This is a genomic window from Marinomonas sp. GJ51-14, from assembly GCF_055808695.1.
In genome coordinates, this window is the sequence record NZ_CM147879.1 from 2,316,632 (window position 1) to 2,339,277 (window position 22,646).

Annotated in this window: 21 protein-coding genes; 7 read left to right on the forward strand and 14 right to left on the reverse strand. The window is 40.1% G+C overall.

Translation table 11 applies throughout. From position 1 onward, the window contains the following. Positions 1–9: 9 nt before the first annotated feature. Complete coding sequence (locus AC0L3Y_RS11160) at positions 10–525, reverse strand: LPS-assembly lipoprotein LptE (protein ID WP_473462694.1); 516 nt, start codon at positions 523–525, stop codon at positions 10–12. 97 nt (positions 526–622) lie between these two features. Further along, complete coding sequence (leuS, locus tag AC0L3Y_RS11165) at positions 623–3,070, reverse strand: leucine--tRNA ligase (protein WP_473462697.1); 2,448 nt, start codon at positions 3,068–3,070, stop codon at positions 623–625. 177 nt (positions 3,071–3,247) lie between these two features. Between leuS and AC0L3Y_RS11170 the strand changes: the two genes are divergently transcribed. Next, a complete protein-coding gene (locus AC0L3Y_RS11170; RefSeq protein ID WP_473462702.1) occupies positions 3,248–3,676 on the forward strand; it encodes a hypothetical protein in 429 nt (142 codons plus the stop codon). A 60-nt stretch (positions 3,677–3,736) separates the two neighbouring features. On the opposite strand, the gene lnt is transcribed toward AC0L3Y_RS11170, so the two are convergent. Genes lnt through miaB form a run of 5 tightly spaced genes read right to left on the reverse strand, consistent with a single transcriptional unit; the run spans position 3,737 to position 9,138 of the window. Then, the gene (lnt, locus tag AC0L3Y_RS11175) at positions 3,737–5,311 is read right to left on the reverse strand and encodes an apolipoprotein N-acyltransferase (protein ID WP_473462705.1); all 1,575 of its coding nucleotides are present in this window, start codon (positions 5,309–5,311) and stop codon (positions 3,737–3,739) included. 1 nt (position 5,312) lies between these two features. Then, entirely contained in the window at positions 5,313–6,179 is an 867-nt protein-coding gene (locus tag AC0L3Y_RS11180) for an HlyC/CorC family transporter (protein ID WP_473462712.1), read from the reverse strand. Positions 6,180–6,191: 12 nt separating this feature from the next. Beyond that, the gene (gene ybeY, locus AC0L3Y_RS11185) at positions 6,192–6,656 is read right to left on the reverse strand and encodes an rRNA maturation RNase YbeY (protein WP_473462718.1); all 465 of its coding nucleotides are present in this window, start codon (positions 6,654–6,656) and stop codon (positions 6,192–6,194) included. Further along, positions 6,656–7,735, reverse strand: a complete 1,080-nt coding sequence (locus AC0L3Y_RS11190; RefSeq protein WP_473462724.1) for a PhoH family protein — start codon at positions 7,733–7,735, stop codon at positions 6,656–6,658. The genes ybeY and AC0L3Y_RS11190 overlap by 1 nt, the downstream gene beginning before the upstream one ends. A 47-nt stretch (positions 7,736–7,782) precedes the next feature. Beyond that, positions 7,783–9,138: a tRNA (N6-isopentenyl adenosine(37)-C2)-methylthiotransferase MiaB gene (gene miaB / locus AC0L3Y_RS11195; protein WP_473462730.1), complete on the reverse strand. Its 1,356-nt coding sequence runs from the start codon at positions 9,136–9,138 to the stop codon at positions 7,783–7,785. Between the two features lie 248 nt (positions 9,139–9,386). Here miaB and AC0L3Y_RS11200 point away from each other — a divergent pair, with 248 nt between their 5' ends. Then, on the forward strand, positions 9,387–10,040 hold the full coding sequence (locus AC0L3Y_RS11200; protein WP_473462734.1) for a hypothetical protein: 654 nt from the start codon (positions 9,387–9,389) through the stop codon (positions 10,038–10,040). On the opposite strand, the gene AC0L3Y_RS11205 is transcribed toward AC0L3Y_RS11200, so the two are convergent. Then, complete coding sequence (locus tag AC0L3Y_RS11205) at positions 10,037–11,059, reverse strand: OmpA family protein (RefSeq protein WP_473462740.1); 1,023 nt, start codon at positions 11,057–11,059, stop codon at positions 10,037–10,039. The genes AC0L3Y_RS11200 and AC0L3Y_RS11205 overlap by 4 nt on opposite strands. A gap of 61 nt (positions 11,060–11,120) precedes the next feature. Continuing rightward, positions 11,121–11,582 carry an EVE domain-containing protein gene (locus AC0L3Y_RS11210; RefSeq protein ID WP_473462746.1) on the reverse strand — a complete coding sequence of 154 codons (462 nt, stop codon included), beginning with the start codon at positions 11,580–11,582 and terminating at the stop codon, positions 11,121–11,123. Between the two features lie 302 nt (positions 11,583–11,884). Between AC0L3Y_RS11210 and AC0L3Y_RS11215 the strand changes: the two genes are divergently transcribed. From AC0L3Y_RS11215 to AC0L3Y_RS11225, 3 genes are all read left to right on the forward strand, one after another. Further along, on the forward strand, positions 11,885–12,733 hold the full coding sequence (locus AC0L3Y_RS11215) for a histone deacetylase family protein (protein WP_473462753.1): 849 nt from the start codon (positions 11,885–11,887) through the stop codon (positions 12,731–12,733). Positions 12,734–12,914: 181 nt separating this feature from the next. After that, positions 12,915–13,331: an RbsD/FucU family protein gene (locus AC0L3Y_RS11220; protein WP_473462757.1), complete on the forward strand. Its 417-nt coding sequence runs from the start codon at positions 12,915–12,917 to the stop codon at positions 13,329–13,331. Between the two features lie 76 nt (positions 13,332–13,407). Beyond that, positions 13,408–14,292 (forward strand): DMT family transporter, encoded by an 885-nt coding sequence (locus AC0L3Y_RS11225; protein WP_473462759.1) that lies wholly within the window; start codon positions 13,408–13,410, stop codon positions 14,290–14,292. Between the two features lie 262 nt (positions 14,293–14,554). On the opposite strand, the gene AC0L3Y_RS11230 is transcribed toward AC0L3Y_RS11225, so the two are convergent. After that, entirely contained in the window at positions 14,555–15,478 is a 924-nt protein-coding gene (locus AC0L3Y_RS11230) for a LysR family transcriptional regulator (protein ID WP_473462764.1), read from the reverse strand. A gap of 481 nt (positions 15,479–15,959) precedes the next feature. Here AC0L3Y_RS11230 and AC0L3Y_RS11235 point away from each other — a divergent pair, with 481 nt between their 5' ends. After that, positions 15,960–17,126: a M20 metallopeptidase family protein gene (locus AC0L3Y_RS11235; RefSeq protein ID WP_473462769.1), complete on the forward strand. Its 1,167-nt coding sequence runs from the start codon at positions 15,960–15,962 to the stop codon at positions 17,124–17,126. Further along, positions 17,123–18,670 (forward strand): AbgT family transporter, encoded by a 1,548-nt coding sequence (locus AC0L3Y_RS11240; RefSeq protein WP_473462773.1) that lies wholly within the window; start codon positions 17,123–17,125, stop codon positions 18,668–18,670. The genes AC0L3Y_RS11235 and AC0L3Y_RS11240 overlap by 4 nt, the downstream gene beginning before the upstream one ends. A 134-nt stretch (positions 18,671–18,804) precedes the next feature. Here the strand turns inward: AC0L3Y_RS11240 and AC0L3Y_RS11245 are convergent, their stop codons facing one another. The 4 genes from AC0L3Y_RS11245 to AC0L3Y_RS11260 form a co-directional block, all read right to left on the reverse strand. After that, positions 18,805–19,020 (reverse strand): hypothetical protein, encoded by a 216-nt coding sequence (locus tag AC0L3Y_RS11245; protein WP_473462777.1) that lies wholly within the window; start codon positions 19,018–19,020, stop codon positions 18,805–18,807. Then, positions 18,986–19,375: a DUF6691 family protein gene (locus AC0L3Y_RS11250; protein WP_473462780.1), complete on the reverse strand. Its 390-nt coding sequence runs from the start codon at positions 19,373–19,375 to the stop codon at positions 18,986–18,988. The genes AC0L3Y_RS11245 and AC0L3Y_RS11250 overlap by 35 nt, the downstream gene beginning before the upstream one ends. A gap of 11 nt (positions 19,376–19,386) precedes the next feature. Further along, positions 19,387–19,950 (reverse strand): YeeE/YedE thiosulfate transporter family protein, encoded by a 564-nt coding sequence (locus tag AC0L3Y_RS11255; RefSeq protein ID WP_473462783.1) that lies wholly within the window; start codon positions 19,948–19,950, stop codon positions 19,387–19,389. A gap of 396 nt (positions 19,951–20,346) precedes the next feature. Further along, positions 20,347–22,425 carry a DUF4962 domain-containing protein gene (locus AC0L3Y_RS11260; RefSeq protein ID WP_473462788.1) on the reverse strand — a complete coding sequence of 693 codons (2,079 nt, stop codon included), beginning with the start codon at positions 22,423–22,425 and terminating at the stop codon, positions 20,347–20,349. Positions 22,426–22,646 lie beyond the last annotated feature (221 nt).

The window sequence follows — 22,646 nt, forward strand, 5'->3', positions numbered from 1 at the left end:
GAATGCGGGTTAAAGCGGAGCATAGCTTAGGTCACTAACAAGCTGAGTAGCTAATTCCTCGTACATTATTTCTGTCTGTGCGGCGTTATAGGAAAGCTTTGAACTTTCTTCATCGTCTTGATTGGTTAAGGTCTTACTGGTGCTGATCGATCTAGGTCCGTAAATAGACTTCCCATCAACTTGGCGAACAAAATAATGACCTTTTAATGTTCTGTATACCTGTGATGTATCATTTGAAGTATTTGTTGCTAGCTCTGTATCAGAGAGCTCAATCGGATTGATTTTTAGTTCTAACGTGTCTTCGGTTGCATTCGCTTTATCAACAATCGTTGCGCCAGCTTTACTTAATGCTATACGCAATGCACGATCAAAATTATCTGACCCACTTTCAGAGTTGAGTGTAATCAGTTTGAGTTGTGTTGGAAGCTCGACAAGGCCGCGTAAATGAAAGCCACAAGCAACAAGACTCATGGTTAATAATGTGAATAAAAGTAGACGAGAGGTCTGTTTAAATCGGATTACCATATTCGTAGTCTCTATGTTGTCGAGAAAAGTGAGTTGTCGAGAAGGTAACTTGTTGGGAAAAATAAGGGACGACTGAGTCATCCCTTACAAACCTAACTTAATTGGCAACAATATTAACCAAGCGACCTGGGACGACGATAACTTTACGTACTGTTTTACCTTCAAGGAATTTAGTCACACTTGGGTGGGCTAATGCTTCCGCTTCAATGGTTTTTGCATCTGCACTGGCAGACACGGTTAACTCAGCGCGTTTTTTACCAAGTACCTGAACAACGATTGTCAGCTCATCTTTGATCAACGCTGCTTCGTCTAATGCTGGCCAAGGTGTATCAACCACATTGTCTGTATGGCCGAGATCTATCCAAAGCTGATGCGCAATATGCGGAACAATAGGTGACAATAATAAAGTCGCCGCTTCTAGTGCTTCACGCTCAACAGCAAGGCCAAGCTCGGATTGGTCTTCAAACTTACTGACTTCATTACACAGCTCCATTACCGCGGCTATTGCTGTGTTAAAGGTTTGACGACGTTCAATATCATCCGTCACTTTTTGGATGGTTTCATGTGTTTTACGACGCAGTGACTTTTGTGCACCATTAAGTGCTGCTATGTCTAATTCACCGACTTTACCTGCATTAGTATGTCGGTAAGAAAGCGCCCATAAGCGACGAAGGAAACGTGATGCACCATCAACACCTGAATCGTTCCATTCAAGTGATTGCTCTGGTGGCGCACTGAACATGATGAATAAGCGTACGGTATCGGCACCGTATTTCTCAATCATTTCTTGAGGGTCAACAGTGTTGCCTTTCGACTTAGACATTTTTGTGCCGTCTTTGTTAACCATGCCCTGCGTTAACAAACGTTTGAACGGTTCGTCAGAGTTTACAAGTCCTGCGTCACGAAGAAGTTTGTGGAAGAAGCGTGAATACAACAAATGCAAGATCGCGTGTTCTACACCCCCCACATACTGGTCAACAGGAAGCCAGTAGTTTGCTTCTTCCGTTAACATAGCGTCTTTTGAATCTGGACAGCAGTAACGGGCAAAGTACCAAGATGATTCCATGAAGGTATCAAAAGTATCCGTTTCTCGTTCTGCTTCTTCGCCATTAAACATTACTTTAGAAAAATCAGGGTTGTTTTTGATGGGGGAGTTAACACCATCCATGACAACGTCTGTTGGTAATACGACAGGTAGTTGGTCTTGTGGTACAGGAGCCACTGAACCATCTTTTAAATTGATCGTAGGAATTGGTGTACCCCAGTAACGCTGGCGGCTAACGCCCCAATCACGAAGGCGATAGTTTACTTTGACCTCACCAAGTTTATGCTCAGTCATCCAAGTAGCGATCGCATCGAAAGCTTCTTTGAAGGTCAAACCATTAAATTCACCAGAATTACACAAGATACCTTTTTCAGTATAAGCAGCAGCTTCAATATCAAAGGCTTCTTCATCAGCTGGTTTGATTACTTGCTTGATAGGTAAGTTGTATTTTTTAGCAAACTCAAAATCACGTTGATCGTGTGCTGGAACAGACATTACCGCACCAGAACCGTAATCCATTAAAACAAAGTTTGCGGCGAAGACAGGAACCGATTCGCCAGTAATTGGGTGAATTGCTTTAAAACCAGTATCTATGCCTTTTTTATCAACGGTTGCCATATCAGCTTCAGTTGTCGACATAAGCTTGCTTTCAGCGATAAAGTCAGCCAGTTTTGAATTTTTTTCCGCGGCTTCCAAGGATAATGGGTGTTGAGTTGCGACAGCTACGTAAGTTACACCCATAACAGTATCTGGACGAGTCGTGTAGACAGACAAACGATCTGTTTTGCCTTCTACTTCAAAACTGAATTCTAGACCTTCGGAACGGCCAATCCAGTTACGTTGCATAGCTTTTACTTTCTCTGGCCAGCCATCTAGTTGATCAAGATCATTTAATAACTCTTCTGCATAATCTGTAATACGAATGAACCACTGAGAGATTTCTTTCTTCTCAACTGTCGTACCACAGCGCCAACAGGCACCATCTTCAACTTGCTCATTTGCCAATACGGTTTGATCTTCAGGACACCAGTTAACAGCTGCAGTTTTTTTGTACGCTAGGCCTTTTTCAACTAACTGAGTAAAGAACCATTGCTCCCATTTGTAGTATTCAGGTGTGCAAGTTGCAATTTCACGATCCCAATCGTAACCAAAGCCAAGCTCTTTTAGCTGGCCTTTCATATAGGCGATGTTTTCAGTTGTCCATTTTGCTGGAGCCGTTTTGTGTTTAATTGCAGCGTTTTCAGCTGGTAGACCAAAAGCATCCCAACCCATAGGTTGTAGAACATTTTTACCTTGCATACGCTGATAGCGTGAGATTACATCGCCAATAGTATAGTTACGGACATGCCCCATGTGTAGTCGGCCACTTGGATAAGGGAACATAGAAAGGCAGTAGAACTTCTCTTTACCAGAGTCAGCGACGGCTTTGAAGACTTTGTTTTTGTCCCAAAAAGATTGTGCAGTTTGTTCAATTTGCTGCGGATTATATTGTTCTTGCATGATGTAATCGTATCCCATGATCGACGTGAGGTTGGCAGAACTGTATTCTCTTTTGATATAGCTGAAGCATTATAGCGACATAGCGCAAGATAATGCTGAAATTGCCAACAGAGTTTAAAAATATACGCTATTTTATAGAGATGAAGCCTTAATTAGAAGGTGCATAGTGGAGGAGTTATGAAATCTATGAAAAAAGATTCACCAAAAAGTGAAAAGAGTTCTAATTTAGTTGAAGAGGCGCGTAAAACATTGGTAGGGGCGAAGGATTGGTTGCTAGAAGATGTTGCTCTTATGACTGCCTACTGGCATGACAAAATGGGGTATACCGAAGCGTGGGTTGATGCAAATTGGCACCTTGTTTTGGATGAAGGTCATGAGCTAATTGAAGAGTTAGATGAAAAAGAAGATACCGCTCTCTTATGGTTAATTAATCATGCAAATAATAACCCTGTGCCATTAGAGCAATGCCATGTAGTTGGCGATCAAGTTGAGGCAGGAACTTATCATTGTATGTCTTGTGGGCATGACAATGTGTTAGAAGCCAAGCAGCTTTTAGCGCCTTGTGAAATCTGTCATTATGGTTTGATGTCGACACATAACCAATAAATAACCATCACGATAGAAAAACGAGCGGCTCTCAATTGAGCCGTTCGTTTTTGTCACGGTCTATGGCTTATTTTTACGTCTTGTAAATAAACTTCCTAAAAAGGAAAGCACTACGCAGAGTGTAAGTAGGGCGAGAGCCGGCCAATACCCCCAATAAACGTAGGGGGTGATGCCTGTAAAAGCTTTCGCATTAGCGGTTAAGGTTGTTTTTTCGAATTGTGGGGCTTGAGCAACAATCTTTCCTTTCTCATCAATAAATGCGGTAATTCCTGTATTGGTTGCTCGAATCAAATAACGGCCGGCTTCCTTTGCTCTAAATTGGGCGATTTGTAAATGCTGCCAAGGACCAAAAGACGTACCGAACCAACCGTCATTACTGATGGTAATTAAAAAATCACTGTCTCGCACTATGCGTCGAACCTGTTCAGCGTAGACGATTTCATAGCAGATAAAAGGCGCAATACCCCATTCACCGACTTGTAACACAGGCTGGTTGTCATCACCAGATTTGAAGTTGGAAATTGGCATGTCAAACACATCAAGAATAGGACCGATATATTTAGCAAGAGGGATGTATTCACCAAATGGAACTAATCTTTGCTTGTAATAAAGGCCAAAGCCATTACCTGTCGCCCAGATAGCATTATAATAGTCTTTTCCATCGTCACTGACATCAGGAACGCCGGTAATTAGGGTTGTATTGCTGTCTGCCAACTCTTTTCTGAAAGAGGCCAGATGAGGTCTTATCTGTGAATAGGCATAGGTGATTGCCGTTTCTGGCCAAACAACAAGCTCGCTGTCTAAATGTTCTATCGTTGCTTGTTGGTAGTCAGCAAGAGATTTTTTAGCCGTGCGTGCAAGCCACTTCTCATCTTGTTTTACATTACCTTGAACTAAGGTAGTTTTTAACGTACCGGTTTGTTCTACCCATGAAATAGGAAAATAGCTTAAGAAAGCTGAACCAATCCAAATAACAATGACAGTTAAAGCTGGAATGGCTTGATTGGCTCTTTTTAAGAATAGGCTAGCAATGGTGCTGGATGTCAAAATTACACAAACACTAGATAGCCAAATGCCACCAATGGGAAGTAATTCAAACAGCCAGGTGTTTTCAATTGCGTAACCAGGAAGTAACCAAGGGAAACCTGTGAACAAGGTACTTCTAAAAAATTCGCCTAATGTCAGTGCAAGTGTTATCCATAAGCTGCTTGGTAATTGGGTGAAATTATGTATTAAACGCCAGGACAACCATGCTGAAAATGCCCAAAATAGACAAAGTACAGATACAAAAGCAAGGGTAATAATGGCTGCAATAAAAATACCTACTTGGCCATATTCTGCAATACTGACATAAACCCAAGAAACGCCTGCGCCAAAAAAACCTAGTGCAACAGATGAGCCTCTCCAGCAAGCTGCTTTTGCGTTGGGACTGGTGATAATGAGTAAACTGAAAACGATTAGACTACCGAAATAGCCAGGCCAGAAATGGAAAGGAGAAAAGCTCGTAACACCTAATGCACCTGAAATGATACCAATAAGAATTAGCAACTTAGGTGGAAGTGTGGCGAATAGTGAGAAAAAACGAGGCTCCCACCCCGTGTTAGCACTGGTTAGGTCGGAGTGAGATGATGACATATTAATCCGTTAAATCTTGTGCAGATTTCGATACTTGAATTGTTTTGATGCGTCTTCCATCGGATTTAACAATACGGAAATGAAAGTCACTAAAGAACAGCTCTTCATCACGTAACGGGACATGGCCAAATTGTTGGACGAGAATCCCGCCAATGGTATCAAATTCTTCTTCATTCAATTCAGCTTTAAAGTATTCATTAAAGTCTTCAATGGTACATAGGGCAGGCACAAGATAAACGCCTGGCTCTTGAGTAACTTGAATGCCTTCATTATCGAGCTTGTCAGTTTCGTCTTCAATTTCACCAACGATTTGTTCAAGTACATCTTCAATGGTTACCAAGCCAGAGACACTGCCATATTCGTCTAAGACGAGAGCCATGTGGTAGCGCTTAGTTCTAAAATCATTAAGTAACACATTTAAGCGTTTGCTTTCTGGTATAAAATTAGCCGGGCGTAGACGAGCTAAAATATCATCGATTGTGATGTCATCGTCTTTAAACAAAAGAGGAAGAAGGTCTTTAGCTAATAAAACGCCAAGGATTTCGTCCGAGTCTTCGCCAACAACAGGAAAGCGTGAGTGGGAAGAATCTATAACTTTTCGGAGTGAGGTTTTAGGATCATCCTCAGATTTGATAATTACCATCTGGGATGGTGGGATCATGATGTCACGAGCTTGTACTTCAGATACTTCTAGCGCACCTTCTACAATAGTAAAGGCATCACGATCTATAATGTCGGATTTTACGGCAGCTTCTAGGAATTTAACAATATCACCACGGTTTTGTGGTTCATCATTAAAGGCGTGTGTTAAACGCTCAAACCAAGATTTTTGTTGATCGTTGGATACACTCGATCGGTCGTCACTCATTAGGGTGTTAACTCACTCTTTTATCAAATAGGGATCGGAAATAGCTAAGGAAGCGAGTAATTCTGTTTCAATCGCTTCCATTTCGTCTGCTTCATCATCATTTATATGGTCATATCCGCGTAAATGCAAGATGCCATGAATCGTCATATGCGCCCAATGATGAAGTAATTCTTTTTTCTGTTCTTCTGCCTCTTTCTCTACAACTTGAGTACAGATTACTAGGTCGCCTAATAATGGTAAGTCTAAACCCGGTGGTGCTTCAAAAGGAAAAGAAAGTACATTGGTTGATTTGTCTTTGCCCCTGTACTCATGATTGAGAGCGTGACTTTCTTCTTCATCAACGATACGAATGGTTACTTCAAACTCTTCTCCAACAGTGGGCAAGGCTTTCTCAACCCAAAGTCTGAAATCCGCTTCACTAGGTAAATGATTAACGGCGTCTGTTGCAATTTGTAGGTCCAGCTCCAGATGCGGCATTATTGTTCTCCTGCCGTATTGTCTAGTGTCGTTTTTATTGTTGGTGAGTTTTGCTCGGCTTGTGCAGCGCGGCGAGCTTCAGTGCGGGCTTTTTTCTCAGCTTCTTCTTCAACGTCAAAACGGTCATAAGCTTCAACGATACGTTGAACAATCGGATGGCGAACCACATCAGAAGAGCTGAACATTGTCATGCTAATACCGCTCACGCCTTTCAATACATGCATTGCATGAGCTAAACCAGAAGACGTGCCACGAGGCAAATCTACCTGAGTGGTATCACCTGTAATGACGGCTGTGGAGCCAAAACCAATACGCGTTAAGAACATTTTCATCTGTTCTCTAGTCGTGTTTTGACTCTCATCAAGAATGATAAACGCATTATTTAAGGTTCGGCCACGCATAAAGGCAAGCGGAGCGATTTCGATGACGTTTTTCTCAATTAACTTATCGACTAATTCAAAACCAAGCATTTCATACAAGGCGTCATAAAGAGGACGTAGATAAGGGTCTATTTTTTGAGACAAATCACCAGGTAAAAAACCAAGTTTTTCGCCCGCTTCAACAGCAGGTCTAACTAACATGATGCGTTCTACACGATCCGCTTCTAATGCTTCTACTGCACAGGCAACTGCTAAGTAAGTTTTACCTGTACCAGCAGGTCCAATACCAAAGTTAATATCGTGCTTACGGATTTGCTTTACATAACCTTGCTGGTTTTCACCTTTTGGTTTGATGAAAGCTTTACGAGTCTTAATAGTAAGCTGATCATGCTTGGCTTTTTTACTGCTTGCCAAAGATTCAACAGCTGACTCCTGAAGATATAGATGAATCATCTCAGGTGTGATTTGAGTGCTTGCCAAAGATTCACGATAGAGATTTTCTAGTAAGATTTTTGTAGCTGCAACGTGCTCAGAATCATCGCCTGATATGTTGAATAAATCCGCACGATATCGAATGGTAACATCCAGTCTTTTTTCGATTAGCTTGATGTTCTCATCTAATTGACCGCATAGACCAACTAAAGCATCAGCTTCAGCAGGTACTAAACGGATTTGTTGAGTTGTCTGTGTGATTTCCAAGAGTTACCTTTGTCTGTTTAGGTAAAAAATCTATTTAACTGCAAAGCTTACTGAAGTGCAAAATCAGTGTCGAGTTCAGAGCTAACCAATTCACCCAGTAGAGAGTTTGGGTAAGCGTCCGTAATAACAACATCTGCAAATTTACCAATCAATTGAGGATCGAATGCTCGGAAGTTCACGATTCGATTGTTCTCAGTTCGACCTTGAAGTTGTCCAGGATCACGAGGCGAGTAGCCGCTGATTAAGATACGTTTAACTTCGCCAACCATAGCTAAGCTAATGTCATAAGCTTGTTGGCTGATACGGCGTTGTAAAATAGATAAACGTTCTTTTTTAACATCATCAGGTGTGTCATCTTCTAAGTCAGATGCTGGAGTCCCCGGACGTTGACTATAAACAAAACTGAAAGAGTGATCGAAGCCAATTTCTTGAATCAAGTTCATCGTATCCATAAAGTCTTCGTCACTTTCACCCGGGAAACCAATAATGAAATCGGAAGATAGGCTGATACCGGGACGAGCGGCTTTAATACGGTTTATTTTATCAATGTAATATTGGCGGTCGTGGCCTCGTTTCATTGCACTTAAAATACTGTCTGCACCGCTTTGTACAGGTAAGTGAAGGTGACTCACCAATTTTGGTTCAGTACGGAATGCTTCTATTAAGCTATCAGTAAATTCAACCGGATGTGAGGTAGTAAAGCGAATACGTTCAATACCATCAATTAGCGCTACGGCGTGAATAATATCTGCAAGATCTGTTTCGTCGCCTTCTGTGCTTTCACCACGATATGCGTTTACATTTTGTCCTAATAAATGGATTTCACGAACGCCTTGTTCTGCTAGTTGTGCCACCTCAACAAGAATACTGTCGAATGGACGGCTAACTTCTTCACCGCGAGTGTAGGGAACAACACAAAAAGTACAGTATTTGCTGCAACCTTCCATAATGGAAACAAATGCTTCAGCTCCTTCAACACGAGGAGCAGGAAGGTGGTCGAATTTTTCAATTTCTGGAAATGTTACATCCGTAATTGGAATGTGTTTAGCTGCTGCATTAACCATTTCAGGTAATTTATGCAGAGTTTGCGGTCCAAAAATCATGTCCACGTGTTTAGCTCGCTTACGTATCGCATCACCTTCTTGGCTTGCCACACAACCACCAACACCAATGACTAAGTCAGGATTTTTTTCTTTAAGTTTTCTCCAGCGACCAAGCTGGTGATATACCTTATCTTGTGCTTTTTCACGAATTGAACAGGTGTTTAGCAGCAATACATCTGCTTCTTCTGCGTTGTCTGTTAATTCCATTTCATGGCTGTCGCCAAGTAAATCTGCCATACGAGAAGAATCGTATTCATTCATTTGGCAGCCATGAGTTTGGATAAAGAGTTTTTTTGCCATGTAACTTATAAACCTAAAAAAGTGTTCGTCTAATCGACTTTGGGTCTATTATATTGGGCTTTGCTCTCGAATCCCAGAGGTGTTATGAATTCCCTGCATTTTAAATTTAAAAAGTAAGGGTGTAGTCGTCATTTTCCTACTGGAGCTTTTGGTTAATAGCGGTCACAATAGCCATATAATTCATTTAGTGTGAGTGTGTTTTGATCTTTTTTTCTCGCGTTTTAACAAGCATATTGACGACAGCTGTAATGGCGGTAAGTAGTAGCCTTTATGCTGTAGAGGAAGATCCTAATTTTGCGGTCGGATTGGGATATGGCCTTTTTAACGACAAGTCTTTGATGAATATTGATTTTAAGATCAATATTCCTGTCAACCAATACCTTTCTACTCAAATATTATTAAACAGTAATTATTTGATCACAGGTTCTGCAAGCAGCAGTTTTGCACAATCGGAATTTTCTTCGAATTGGTTTGCTCGTAATGATTACGGCCGCCTTGGCATTGGTCTCGGTGTAAGTGAAATAGAGCCGATGGACGAGAGTTTAGATTCCGAGCGTGAAGTGATTGCACAGTTGATGGGGGAATTGTTTTTAGATTCTTTTACTTTGACTACAAATTATATTTCTAATGAATCGACCCTAAGTAATATCACCAGCTCACGAGTTGGCGTAAGTTACTATCTTGATGATGATCAACGTATTTCCCTATATCAAGAAAAATATAATAATCAAGAAGTTGGCTGGCGTTTAGAAACCTATTTTCAGCCTAAGAAATACGATCAAATGGGGAGTGTTGGTGTGATAGCGAGAAGCAGTGATGATTACGATTATCTTGGTGTAATTGTGCAATACTATTTTGACTATGCCGTGTCATTAAAGCAAAGAGAAAGGGAATATAACTAGTATTCTTCAGTTTTCCCGTCTACTTCATCTAGATTCCAAATGGTCCATTTTGATATTGTGATTGGTTTTTGGAGCTGGAACCTTGTTACAACTTCAATACTTACTCGGCGATTTTGCTTTCTTCCTTCTGCAGTCGTATTCGAAGTAATGGGAAAGTTTGAACCGTAGCCTAGAACTTTTAACCTTTTGTATGGAACGGAGTATTGAGTATTAAGCATGTTGGCAATGGTTTGCGCACGTTCTATGGATAGTTTTATGTTTAGAGTTTCGCTTCCTGTGATATCAGTATGACCTTCGATAACAAGTAATGTCCCTGGTTCTTTTTGGAGAAACTCACCTAGTTTTTGTATGACCAAACGGTTATGTTTTGATGGGGTATATTGGTTGCTATCAAAAGGAATGATGATTTTATTATTGTTAATATAAGGACGATCTTTGTTCTTGTATATACCTTGGTTTAAAGGCTCAAGTGGCTTTACTATTTCTCCTGTAACTCGGCGATTGGCTTGTCGACCAGCTTCAGTTTCGTTGGACGCTAAAGGGCGTTGTTCACCAAAACCAAAAGATTTAATACGATTAGGTGTAATACTGAAAACAGTGGTTAACGCGTTAGCAATAGAATTTGCACGTTTCTGGGAAAGGTTTAAATTGTAGTTACTTGAGCCGATATCGTCAGTATGACCTTCGATCAATAGAATAACGTTTGGATAATCTTGTAAATACAAAGCAAGATTTTCTAGTTTAGAGTGGAATTCAGGTTTTAATTCATATTGTCCTACACCAAATTGAACATCAAAGTTGAAGTCAAAAAATTTAAGCTTTGTTAGTTGACAACCGTTATTATCTACATCGCTTCCTTTTGGCGTATTTATGCATACATCTCTGGCGTTTATAACTCCGTCAGAGTCTGAGTCTTTTAAAGACTGAGCTAAACTTTCAGGATAAAGCGATTGGCTTATAGCAATACTGCTGCATAAGCTAAAAATAATCATAGCTATCCTTGCTAGCTTTATCTTCATTTAAACCCTCTTTAACTACCTTATGAATTTAGTTAATCGATTAAGCTTACTTTCTTTAGGTCTATTTTTTCAATATTAGTGTAATAAATTCCCATTCATTTTTTGTAATCGGCATTACAGAAAGTCTTGAGCCTTTTTTAGTTAAGAGCATATTCTCTAATTCAGGTGTGCTTTTTAGTTCGGCCAGAGTGAGTGTTTTTGACCACTTCTCAATAAATTCAATATCAACCATAAACCATCGTGGATTTTCAGTAGTCGATTTAGGGTCAAAATAAGGGCTGTCTTTATCCCAACTTGTATAATCAGGGTAGGCTTTTTTACAGACTTTTGCTATGCCGACAATACCAGCAGGTGAGCAGCTGGAATGATAAAAAAATACTAGATCGCCTTCTTCCATGGATTTCATGAAGTTTCGAGCCTGATAATTCCTTACTCCATCCCAAGGTGATTGTGTTTTCTGTTTTAAATCATCAATTGAAAATGCATTTGGCTCTGATTTCATTAACCAATAATTAGGCATCATAATCTCTTTTTTAGAATGGTATGTTTAAATTGGAAGTATACGAGACTAGTTAGCATATTAGTGAGTTCTATTGAATTTTACTCCAAGTAAAACGAATCTGTTTTATTTATATGTTTAGTAAAGATTGTGAAGTCAAAGGATACATAGAGTGTGGGTCGGAAAAAATTAATAATTCTTGCTAGCATAGTATTTTTTTAAACTCTTCTAAAGGTCTAATAGTCTGTTGTATGAGCGTCGCTTTACTCCCATTGGTATTCCATCCTAACTACAGCATTCCTTTTCCGGAGGGACACCGTTTCCCCATGCGTAAATTTCATTTACTTGCCGAAACATTAAAAGAGCAAGGGATTTTAACCGACAAAAATACCTATCAACCTGAGCCTTTATCTCTTACTAGGCTTATGGCCGCTCACGATAAAGGTTATGTCCAGCGCTTTATTCGAGGTGAACTTACGGCGCAAGAAGAAAGGGACATCGGTTTACCTTGGTCTGAGTGGTTAGTAGAGCGAACTTTGCGAGCGGTGTCAGGAACTTTACTGACTAGTGAACTGGCTTTAAAACATGGCTTAGCCTGTCATCTAGCTGGTGGTACACATCATGCGCAGCCAAATCATGGTGCTGGTTTTTGTATTTTTAACGATCTTGCTGTTGCCGCTTTTCATTTGATAAACACAGATAAGGCGAAGAAGGTCTTAATATTAGACTGTGACGTTCATCAAGGTGATGGCACCATTGCCTTTTGTGAAGGGAGAGAAGACATTATACCTGTGTCTTGGCATTGCGAAGAAAATTACCCGCCAATAAAGCAAACCTCAGGTATTAATATTGCGATTCCTAAGGGCGCAGATAACCAAGTTTATCTTGATATTCTAGAGAGTACTTTACCTGATATTTTGAAAGACCAGCAACCAGATTTTATTTTTTACGATGCTGGGGTTGATATTCATAAAGACGATCGACTTGGTTATCTAAACGTCACAGATGAGGGTATTTTCGCACGGGATAAATACATTATAGAAACCTGTGCTGCACTTGGTTTACCCATTGCTTGTGTAATCGGTGGTGGTTATGACAGGCAAGAAGAGAAGGTGGCTTGGCGACACAGCTTACTTCATCAAGCTGCAAATCAGGTTTGGCAGTCGACTTTTTAATCTAGTAAATGGTTCTCTAATTAGGTGGATGATTTATTGAATAAATGTCTTAAGTAGGTAGTAAATGTGAATGATGGGGCTATTGTGAGCAATTGGGGTATTGTCACTCCTCGGCTAAGCGTATACTGCTTAATATCTTCTAAATATTATTAATATTAGCGTCATTTTAACGAGTGCCATTATGATAAAAAGTAAAATCATTCACCCAGAATTACTGGGCTGTTTGGCAAAATGTGGTCATAAAACCAAAATATTAATCGCAGATGGAAATTACTCATTTGTGACAAACTCTTCCCCTCAAGCAAATATTGTCTATTTAAATTTCATGCCCGGCATGTTGGCCAGTACTGATGTGTTGGCTGGTGTATGTGAGATGATTAACGTGGAAAGTGCCTCAATGATGTCTTACCCTGCAGACTTTGAAAATACTATTATCAGTGAGTATCAATCTATGTTGCCAGATGCGACACCGATTGATTATTTAGATCGCGCAGACTTTTATGCTGCAGCAAAAAGTGATGATACATTGCTCGTAATCGCGACAGGTGAACAGCGCCGTTTTGCCAATATATTGCTGACAGTCGGTGTGGTGTTTTAATAAAAAACATCTACATTCAGATCATAATATGAATACCAAACTGATATTTCTTACACCTCATTATTAAGGAAATACTTTGAAGCAGGAATTTGCTTTTAAAGCTGAACTCATTTTAGTTTTGGTGACTGTTTTGGCGGGCCTAGGTTGGATTTTTTCAAAAGAATCCTTAGCCGGTATGCCACCTTTATTCTTTATTGCAATGCGATTTTCTATCGGTGGGGTTGCCTTGTTACTGATTGGGAGAAAGTATTTTCGCGGAGTGAAATGGAGTGACGTAAAACCTGTTATCTCAATTGGTGCGGTTATGGCATTCGCCATGTTGCTTTGGGTTATGGGGTTGCATCAAAGTTCGAACCTTGGTGTCGGCGCATTTATCACCTGTTTAGGCGTGGTGTTTGTCCCTTTCATTGGACGACTTATGTTTGGTGATCGACCTCCGATGAGTATTTGGGTAGCGTTACCTTTTGCTGTTCTTGGTTTAGGTTTTTTGGCTTTAGGTAATGGTTTAGATTTTGAAATTGCTCACTTGTATTTCTTAGGTACAGCGCTTTGTGTCGCGTTACAGCTTAACTTATTGTCACGTTTTTTAGTCAGCATGCATGCCTTGGTATTAACCAGTGTCCAGTTAACAACGGCAGGCGTTTTGTTGTTGACTGTGTCTTTGGCGGTAGAAGGTGTCCCACAGCTTATTAGTTTGGATATTTTAGGTTGGATACTAGCCAGCGCTTTAATATCAACAAGTTTGCGTTATTTATTGCAAATGTACGCTATGAGCTTAGCGCCAGTCAGTCATGGCGCGGTGATTATGAATTTGGAACCTGTATGGGCAGCGATTTTTGCTGTGCTTTGGTTTAATGAAGTGATGGGGTTAGGTCAAGTTTTTGGCTGTTTCTTGATATTCGTTGCTATGATAGTAAGCCGTTGGTCACAAGTTAGAATGATCTTTAAACGTAAACAATAACCCAACTTAAAATAACCGTTTCAGAAAAATGATTTACAGTGTACTACAAGTCCATGTATCAACTTGGTTTTGCGACAACGAATTTAATATGCATTTATAACATGTAAAGACATTCTCCGTCTCGAATGGATCTTTCGGCCGTGATCCCACTTAGAATCTTTTATTGAACTATTTCTCATAAAAGCGCGACCTTGTCTTTTGTCCGTGATGTTTCGTATGTTCTGTTTTCAAACTAAATTATTCTTTCTCTAAAATGTATTGTTTATTTATGCGATTCTTCAAATTGCATTTCTTCAATTAGGTATTCCAAAAATAATTTTACGACTACAGAAAGCGTTTTACCTGATAGCGTTTGTATTTCAATGTTTCGGATTCCCATCCCTTTGTCTCTAATAGGGACAGAGACTAATTTTTTTGTTGTAAGTATATGACGCATGGTCACCTCTCCAGCCAGATGTATGCCACCCTCAAACATACTGAAATGGCATAAGGTTGCTATATTGTTAGATACAAGAGCGGGTTCAAATAAAAGGTTTAAACGGCTACAGCTAATGTCAAAAAGTTGTCTTATTGTCGTATTTTCTTCTGGTAGGGCAATTGCGTAAGGCAGTAACTGCGTTAAAGAGATTGCTTCTTTTGAGGCCAAAGGGTGAGTCGGATGCATGAACGCGAAAATAGGTGAAGGTTGCTGGTAAGCAACATTAATGTTTTTGGCAGGGGAATAACTTAACGTAATGCCTATATCGGCGTTATCGTGTATTACACGTCTAGTGATATTATCGGGCGTGTTAACGTTAACGTTAAAATTTATTCCATCGTGCTCTTTACGAAAATTTGATATGCATCGTGGCAAAAAATCCATAGCAAACCCTTCATAACAAGAAATTTTAATATGGCCCCTATTTAGACCATCTAATGCAGCAATATTAGATATGACGCGATTCGATTCTAATGCGTTTTTACGTGCGTAAGTCGCTAACATTTCCCCCGCAACACTTAACACCATTCCTCTTGGTCGACGTTCAAAAAGAGTGGTTCCTACTATGTCTTCTAAGTTATTTATTTGTCTACTTATTGCGCTAGATGCCACATTGAGGTGTTCAGATGCTTTACTGATAGATCCATATTTTACAACCTCTAAAAAATATCTCAGAGCGGTATCCTGTAGGCGCAATCCAGATTTCATATTCTATTTTCCTTTCTTCAGAGCAGTTTAGTGTTTTTTATAAAATATTGTTAATTGTGTTTTTTTACTGATCCATGCTTTTTTGGCAACGCTTATGTGCATTTTTTAAAATGGTAGTAATGTTGTTTTTTATTTAATCTGGAAGAAATTTACATTGGCTTTATTCGTAAACAATGAATTCTAAAGCGTTAGGGGAGATGTAGATAGGTCTCCTATATAAAGTAATTCATTTTTAACCATCGAGTATTAGCATACCGCAATCAACGCACTGTCTCTGATAGCAAATGCTTTTCTATGAAGGTGAATAAAGTTTGGTATCCGTAAATTTAGGTTAGTTTAAGCATTTTAAGCCATGTGTAAGTGATGAAGAGCAAGCGTTTTATTGTTATTCACATGACGAAATATTTGAGACCTGCGGGATTAATAAGCTGTCTATCTAAAATAATAAGTTTCAAATAATAACCATAAAAGGAGTCGTTCAATGTTTTCTGCAGTACATGACAATGAATATATATTGTTACGCAAAGACATTCATAAGTTCCCCGAACTTCGATTTGAAGAGCATCGTACCGCTTCTATTGTTACCGATATCTTAACCAAATTGGGCTATGCAGTGACAACTGGCGTTGGTGGAACAGGGGTAGTCGGGTTATTAGATACGGGGTTGCCTGGAGATACTATTGCTTTTAGGGCTGATATGGATGCACTGCCTATTAAAGAAGAGAATACCTTCGACCATAAATCAACCAAGCATGGGTTGATGCATGCGTGTGGCCATGATGGACATACCGCCTCTTTACTTTGTGCCGCCGAAGCCTTGATGAAAAATAAGGATAGATATAAAGGTAAAATTAAACTTATTTTCCAGCCTGCGGAAGAAGGTGGCGCTGGTGCAAAGGCGATGATTGAAGACGGTGTTCTTGAGTCCCCTTATGTTGATGCTATTTTTGGCTACCATAATCGCCCAGGTTTTAAGCAAGGTTATGTTTTTGCCAAAGCTGGCGCTGCAATGGGAGGTAATACCTCGGTTAATATTAAGATCATGGGCAAAGGCGGACATGCTGCTATGCCTCATCTAGCTAATGATCCGGTAGTTGCCGCATCAACATTTGTGACGTTATTACAATCAGTTGTCTCTCGTAGACTATCGCCATTAAGCTCTGGCGTGATTACTGTTGCTTCAATACATGGTGGAGAAGCAAGTAATGTCATTGCAGATACTGCCGAAGTAAAACTCAGTATTCGATATGACGGCGAGCCTACAAAACATGCTTTGCTTGATGGTGTGCGTTTGGCACTTGATTCTGCTTGTAATCAATTTGGTTGTACAAGTGATTTTAAAATAGAAATCGAAGTCATGGCACTTATTAATGATGAGGTTTCCACAAATAATGTTATCGATGCGTGTAAAAAGTATGAAGTGTCTGATGCTATAGAGAAAATTGATTATATGCCTACGATGGGAGCAGAAGATTTTTCATTTTATCTTGCTGAGCGACCTGGGTGTTATTTCTTTATTGGTAACGGTGAAAAGTCAGCGTATCTACATAACGCTCATTACGACTTTAACGATAAGAATATTAAAGTTGCAGCAAAAGTTTACCTATCTATAGCGGAACAATATTTATCTAAGGAAAATACGTTATGAGTGAAATCTCTCCTAAACATGAAACTATTAAAGACAATAGAATTCTAGCAACCATCGAGCGCGTAGGTAATAAACTGCCTCATCCTTTCTTGTTATTTGTTTATTTGGCTGGCTTTGTTATCGTAGCGTCAATGGTGCTAAATTATTATGGATTTCAAACTATAAACCCTAAAACGGGCGATCAAAGCCCTATTCGTAGTCTATTATCCGGCGAGGGTGTTGTTTATATTTTCACCAGCATGGTAAAGAACTTTGTTAATTTCCCTCCATTAGGCACAATCGTTGTGGTAATGCTGGGTATTGGTTTAGCCGATAAAGTAGGTTTACTTTCTACTTTAATGCGTCAAACCGTGGCAAAAGCGCCCAAACATCTACTGACATTCTCTGTATTTGTTGCTGGTATTTGTGGCTCTATCGCGTCTGATGCCAATTACCTTATCTTGATTCCATTAGTTGCTATGATTTTTCATAGTATGGGACGTAACCCTATCGCGGGTGCAGCAGCAGCCTATGCCGCAGCAGGAGCGGGTTACGATGCCAGCTTATTCGTTACGGCAGGTGACGCTATCTTTGCCGGTATTGCAACAGATGCCGCTAGGATTATTGATCCAGAAGCCTACGTTTCTCCGCTTGATAATTACTATTTTGTCGCATCCTCTGTGTTTGTCTTGGCGGTTGTTGGTACATTCGTTATCGATAAAATCGTTGAGCCACGATTAAACCGTTTGCACCCTTTGTCTAGCATGATTATCACTGCACCTAAAATGGATGTAGCCATTACTGATGCAGAAAAATCAGGTTTAAAAGCGGTAGGTCTTTTCACGTTACTATTCGCAGGCTTAGTGTTTGCTATCGTATACCCAGACGCCTCACCATTTCGTAACGAAAATGGTGGACTGATTCCATCTCCTTTCATGAAATCTTTTGTTCCCTTTCTGTTCTTTTACTTTATTAGCATCGGAATAATTTACGGGAAGAAAACTGGGGCAATCAGTAAAATAGAAGATATTCCTGATTTAATGGCAACCTCTGTAAAAGGGCTTGCTAGTACGTTGGTTTTATTCTTTTCTATCTCTCAGTTTATTGCGTATTTTAAATGGACAGGAATCGGAAATTTAATCGCCTTTGAAGGTGCTGAAATTTTACAAAGCACAGGCTTCACCGGTTACTCGTTAATTGTGGCCTTTATCATTGTGACCGCTGTGATGAACGTTTTCATGACGTCCGGTTCTGCTCAGTTTGCATTGTTTGCTCCAATATTTATTCCTATGTTAATGAATATCGGAATAGACCCAGCTTTTACGTTAGCTATGTTTCGAATCGGTGATAGTGCAACGAATATTATTTCGCCAATGAGTCCATACTTTAGTGTTGCTTTGGTTTATATGCAGCTGTATCAACCTAAATTACGCATAGGTACTTTGATGGCGACTATGCTGCCATTATCTGTTGGTTTTATCGTTTTCTGGACGTTATTCCTACTGCTATGGACATGGTTAGGTCTTCCTGTAGGGCCTGGTGTATACATGCACCTAGCGAGCTAATACCTTAGTTAATACGTTTTAAAAAAGGACAAAAAAGCCACTTCATTATTCAATGAAGTGGCTTTTTGCTTTTCTGTCTTAGCTAAATGAATCTTACAACTCGATTGTGGCGCTTTTGCTTGGCATTAATAAGACTACTCTCTATCTTGGCCTATTTTATTTGGTAAGAAGAAAGCAATTGCGATAATAGCCAGCCCTAGAGGAATGGCGATGAGACTGCCATTTGCTGATAGTAGAGATGGGTATTTGTCATTACCAGTTTGTGCAATGGATACGGCACCACCGGCTATTTTATCAAATAAGAAGGTGTTCTCTTTAAGGAAGGCGTAGCTTAGAGTGAAAAAAAGCACCTAATAATCCGCCAACAATAAAAAACAAGGCATCTTTACGCCCTGTTGCTGCAGCGGATAGTCCTGTTCCCGGGCAGTAGCCTGTCATCGCAAAACCTATACCCAACAATGCGCCACCAACTATGACGCCTATGTATGCCGATTTAATGGATATATGCCCTGAATCAATAAGTCCTAATGACATGCCGGCAAACAACAGGGTAGAAGAGATACCAATGGCAAGTAATATACTTTTCATTAGTCTTAAATCAGTAAGACGCAGCATATTGATAATATTATCTGGGTTTGTTGCCCCTGCACGGTTAAGAGCAAATCCGAAAAAAGTACCGATAACAATGGCTAAAAATAATGACATGGTTGTTTCTCCTATTTTCGTTTTTTAAACATAATAAGGGCAAGTGGAATGGCGGTAATAAACACCCCAAGCGAAAACAAATAACCACTTAATGCCGTTTGCATTATTCCGCTCATCATATGGCCACTAGTACAACCTCCAGCTAAACGCGCGCCAAAAAGTACAATAAAACCCGCGATAAAACTCATCATGTAACGTTGGCTATTCGAGTTTCCAAATGTATTACGCCACACATCCGGCATAGCCTTTTGTTGCGAGGTTGGTTTATCACCTTTTGTTCTTGAGGAAAGGAAGGCACCAAACATCATCGCCAAAACAAAGACAAAACTATAATTTAAAGGGTTGGCGGCATTTTTAGCGTATTTAGCGTCGCTTTTATTTAAGTAAGCATTGGATGATGTGTAACCCGTTTCACTTTCGACGATGACATCAGGGTTCACCATGTCCCAAACGGCGGCATCAAAAATAACGAACTGCGTAGAAACGCCGATTGGCTTCACTAATATAATGGCTAATAAGAATGCGGCTGCCAGCAAAAAACCACCGACGTACCACGGAACAACTAATTTTTTCATATTATTTTCCTTCTTTTGGTTGATCAAGATTCTGCAGGATTCTCTAGAGAAGATTGATATAGCCTCTAATTAGGCCTGCTGTTTTAATATCAAAAAATACTATATTATAAAAATCTAATATAAAAGACGACGAATTATAAAATGACTGAAAGATTGATCTGTGTGGGTATTAGTTCTTTAAGATTTTTAACGCCTGATTGTTTTCAAATGGGATAGCTTCACCACAAGAGTCGCACTTCGGACTTGAATTCAGGCGTAAGGTATTGGGGAGCTTGCCGATTGGATAGAGTCATTATTTAATTGTCGATATTGAAAAGGCCACTTCAATCGCTTGAAGTGGCCTTTCGTATTTCTGTCTTAGCTAAAAAGCTAAAAAGCTAAAAAGCTAAATCAATCTTACAACTCGATTGTGACGCTTTCGCCGTCGATGACAAGTTCAAGTGTGTTGCCAACCAGTTTGTGGGTTACGTCTACTTTCGTCTGTCCTGCTTTGCTTGGGACTAACAGGGTTAGGATGTTGTGTTGTTTTTTTGCCTTAAACTTGGTTTCAACATGGCGGTGGATGTCCATGTTTTTGTATTCCGCTGGGTCCACTTCGCCGAAGCCTTCTACGTTTTCAATCGACAATATGTCGTCTTTGCAGTCGTTGATGAAGGAAACGTCAAGTACGGCTTTTTCACCGATAATTTTGAATCTATCACCGCCAGTTTCTGTGCCGAAGGTGGTGTGTAGCAACCAAGTTAGATCTTGTTCTGATTTTAGTGTTGCGGTATCACGCATCACGAAGACTTTACCTTTGGCAAACCAGATTTTACGTTTGTAGCTTTCTAAATCTGGGTTGTGGAATTGGTAAGACGTTGATGCATCACCTTCCACAAACAAGACCTCAGATTCTGTATCGTAATCACTGATTTTACCGCCAGCTTCAATACAGTAACGGTCTTGGTGTTCACCTTCAAACTTGGTCGTTGTGTTCTCTGCATACTGACCTTTACCATCAAATAAAGGTAAGTTTTTAGAGAAAGTACGACGACGCCATTTGATGTGCATGTCGACACCGAAACCACCGTAGTAACCAGTAATTGCGGCTAATGTGTCACCAAAAGCATGCAAGGTGTAAGCGTTCTGATCGCCATGTGAGTGGCTGATAGAACCAAACGGACTACATTTATAAATCATGTGAATGTGTTCTTCACGGTTTGTCATGTTGCTGTGGAATGCGGCCCAACCAGTGATTGGAAAGACTTTTAGCAATGGCTCGTTAGACGGTGCCACTTCAGGCATGTCGTTCCATAGGTAATCGAAACGAAGATCGTCGTAACCAAAATCCCACCAACCGAAGTTGTAGAATTTTGTGTGCGCTTCGGTATCACGGGCTTTCAATTGGTTGTAGTACCAGATGTATTCTGGTTTGTTATTTACACCAGCAAAGTGCTTGATGTTATAAGCCAGTTTTAAACCTGGGAAATCACCGATACTAGACTGATCACAGAAGCTGGCACGTTTAGAGTGAACTGGCATACAGTAGAGAGGGAAGTCGCCCGTGTTCTTGTAGAATTCTTTGTTGAACATATTGATGGAGGTATAGCTTTTCAATAGATCGAAAGATTCACCAAGGAACGCCATTTGCGTATTCCAATAATCTGGACCTTCTGCCCATGCGCCATCTTTACCTCCCCAAGGTGGATAATGGACCGCATAATATTCAATGCCGTATTCGATGTATTCTCGCGCTTTAGGGTATTCGTTGTATAGCGCGATACAGGTAGGAATCACCGCTGAACTGATACTACGAACGCCATGGCTGTTTAGCGGGTTTGCTAACAAGTCTACAGTGACTTGTAGGTGATGCATGATCTCTTCTAAACGAACAATTAAGGCTTGTTTAATTGTTTCGCGTTCTGTATCAGAGAAGTAAGTGTGTAGCCAGTCATAACCCCAAGCCATTGCTGCGATAACACGGAAAGCTGCTTCATCGTTGTAACCACGGGAGGTAACACCTTCTGGATCGTAAGACGCTAATTGCAATGTCCATGCTTTCGCTTTGGTGATGATAGCTTTATCTTCTAAAACAACACCTGCGATTGAAAGGTTACGCGTTGCGTTGAAGGCTTCTTGGCAACTTACGTACATTTGACGCCAGTAAGGACGCCATAATGATGCTTTGCCAACGGTTTCTTCCGGGTAAGCTTGTGGTTCTGAGTAAGGTTCTGTATCCAAAAACTTATTGGTAGAATTGCTCATGAAAGCATCGAACTTGCAGTAGCTAGCATCTTTTTTAAGATTAGCTCGAAAAGTAGCAAGGTCTTTGCTTTGAACCAAGAGACGAGGGTGCTCAGTGCTTAAGTTATCAAGAAAAGAAAGATCAATATTAGTCTCTTCGACTTTAATCGGCATCACATCAACAAGATTACCGGCAGACTTGTCGTTTTCTAATTTGATAGCTTTGATGGCATCAAAAGATTTAGTAGGCATTTAATCGCTCTTATTTTGTTGTGAATAAGCTTGTGAATAGTGTTGTCACCGCTTATATGAAATTTAGCATAGGATGGAATAAAGGTGATTGAATAAGCTATTAATCAAGTCCAATACAGCGCCCTAAATTTGAATATTTTATACCATTTGTATTATTTAAATACAATAATGAGTGATCTATTGATAGGGAATATGCTCGTGTCATTAACTTGGTAAGATAG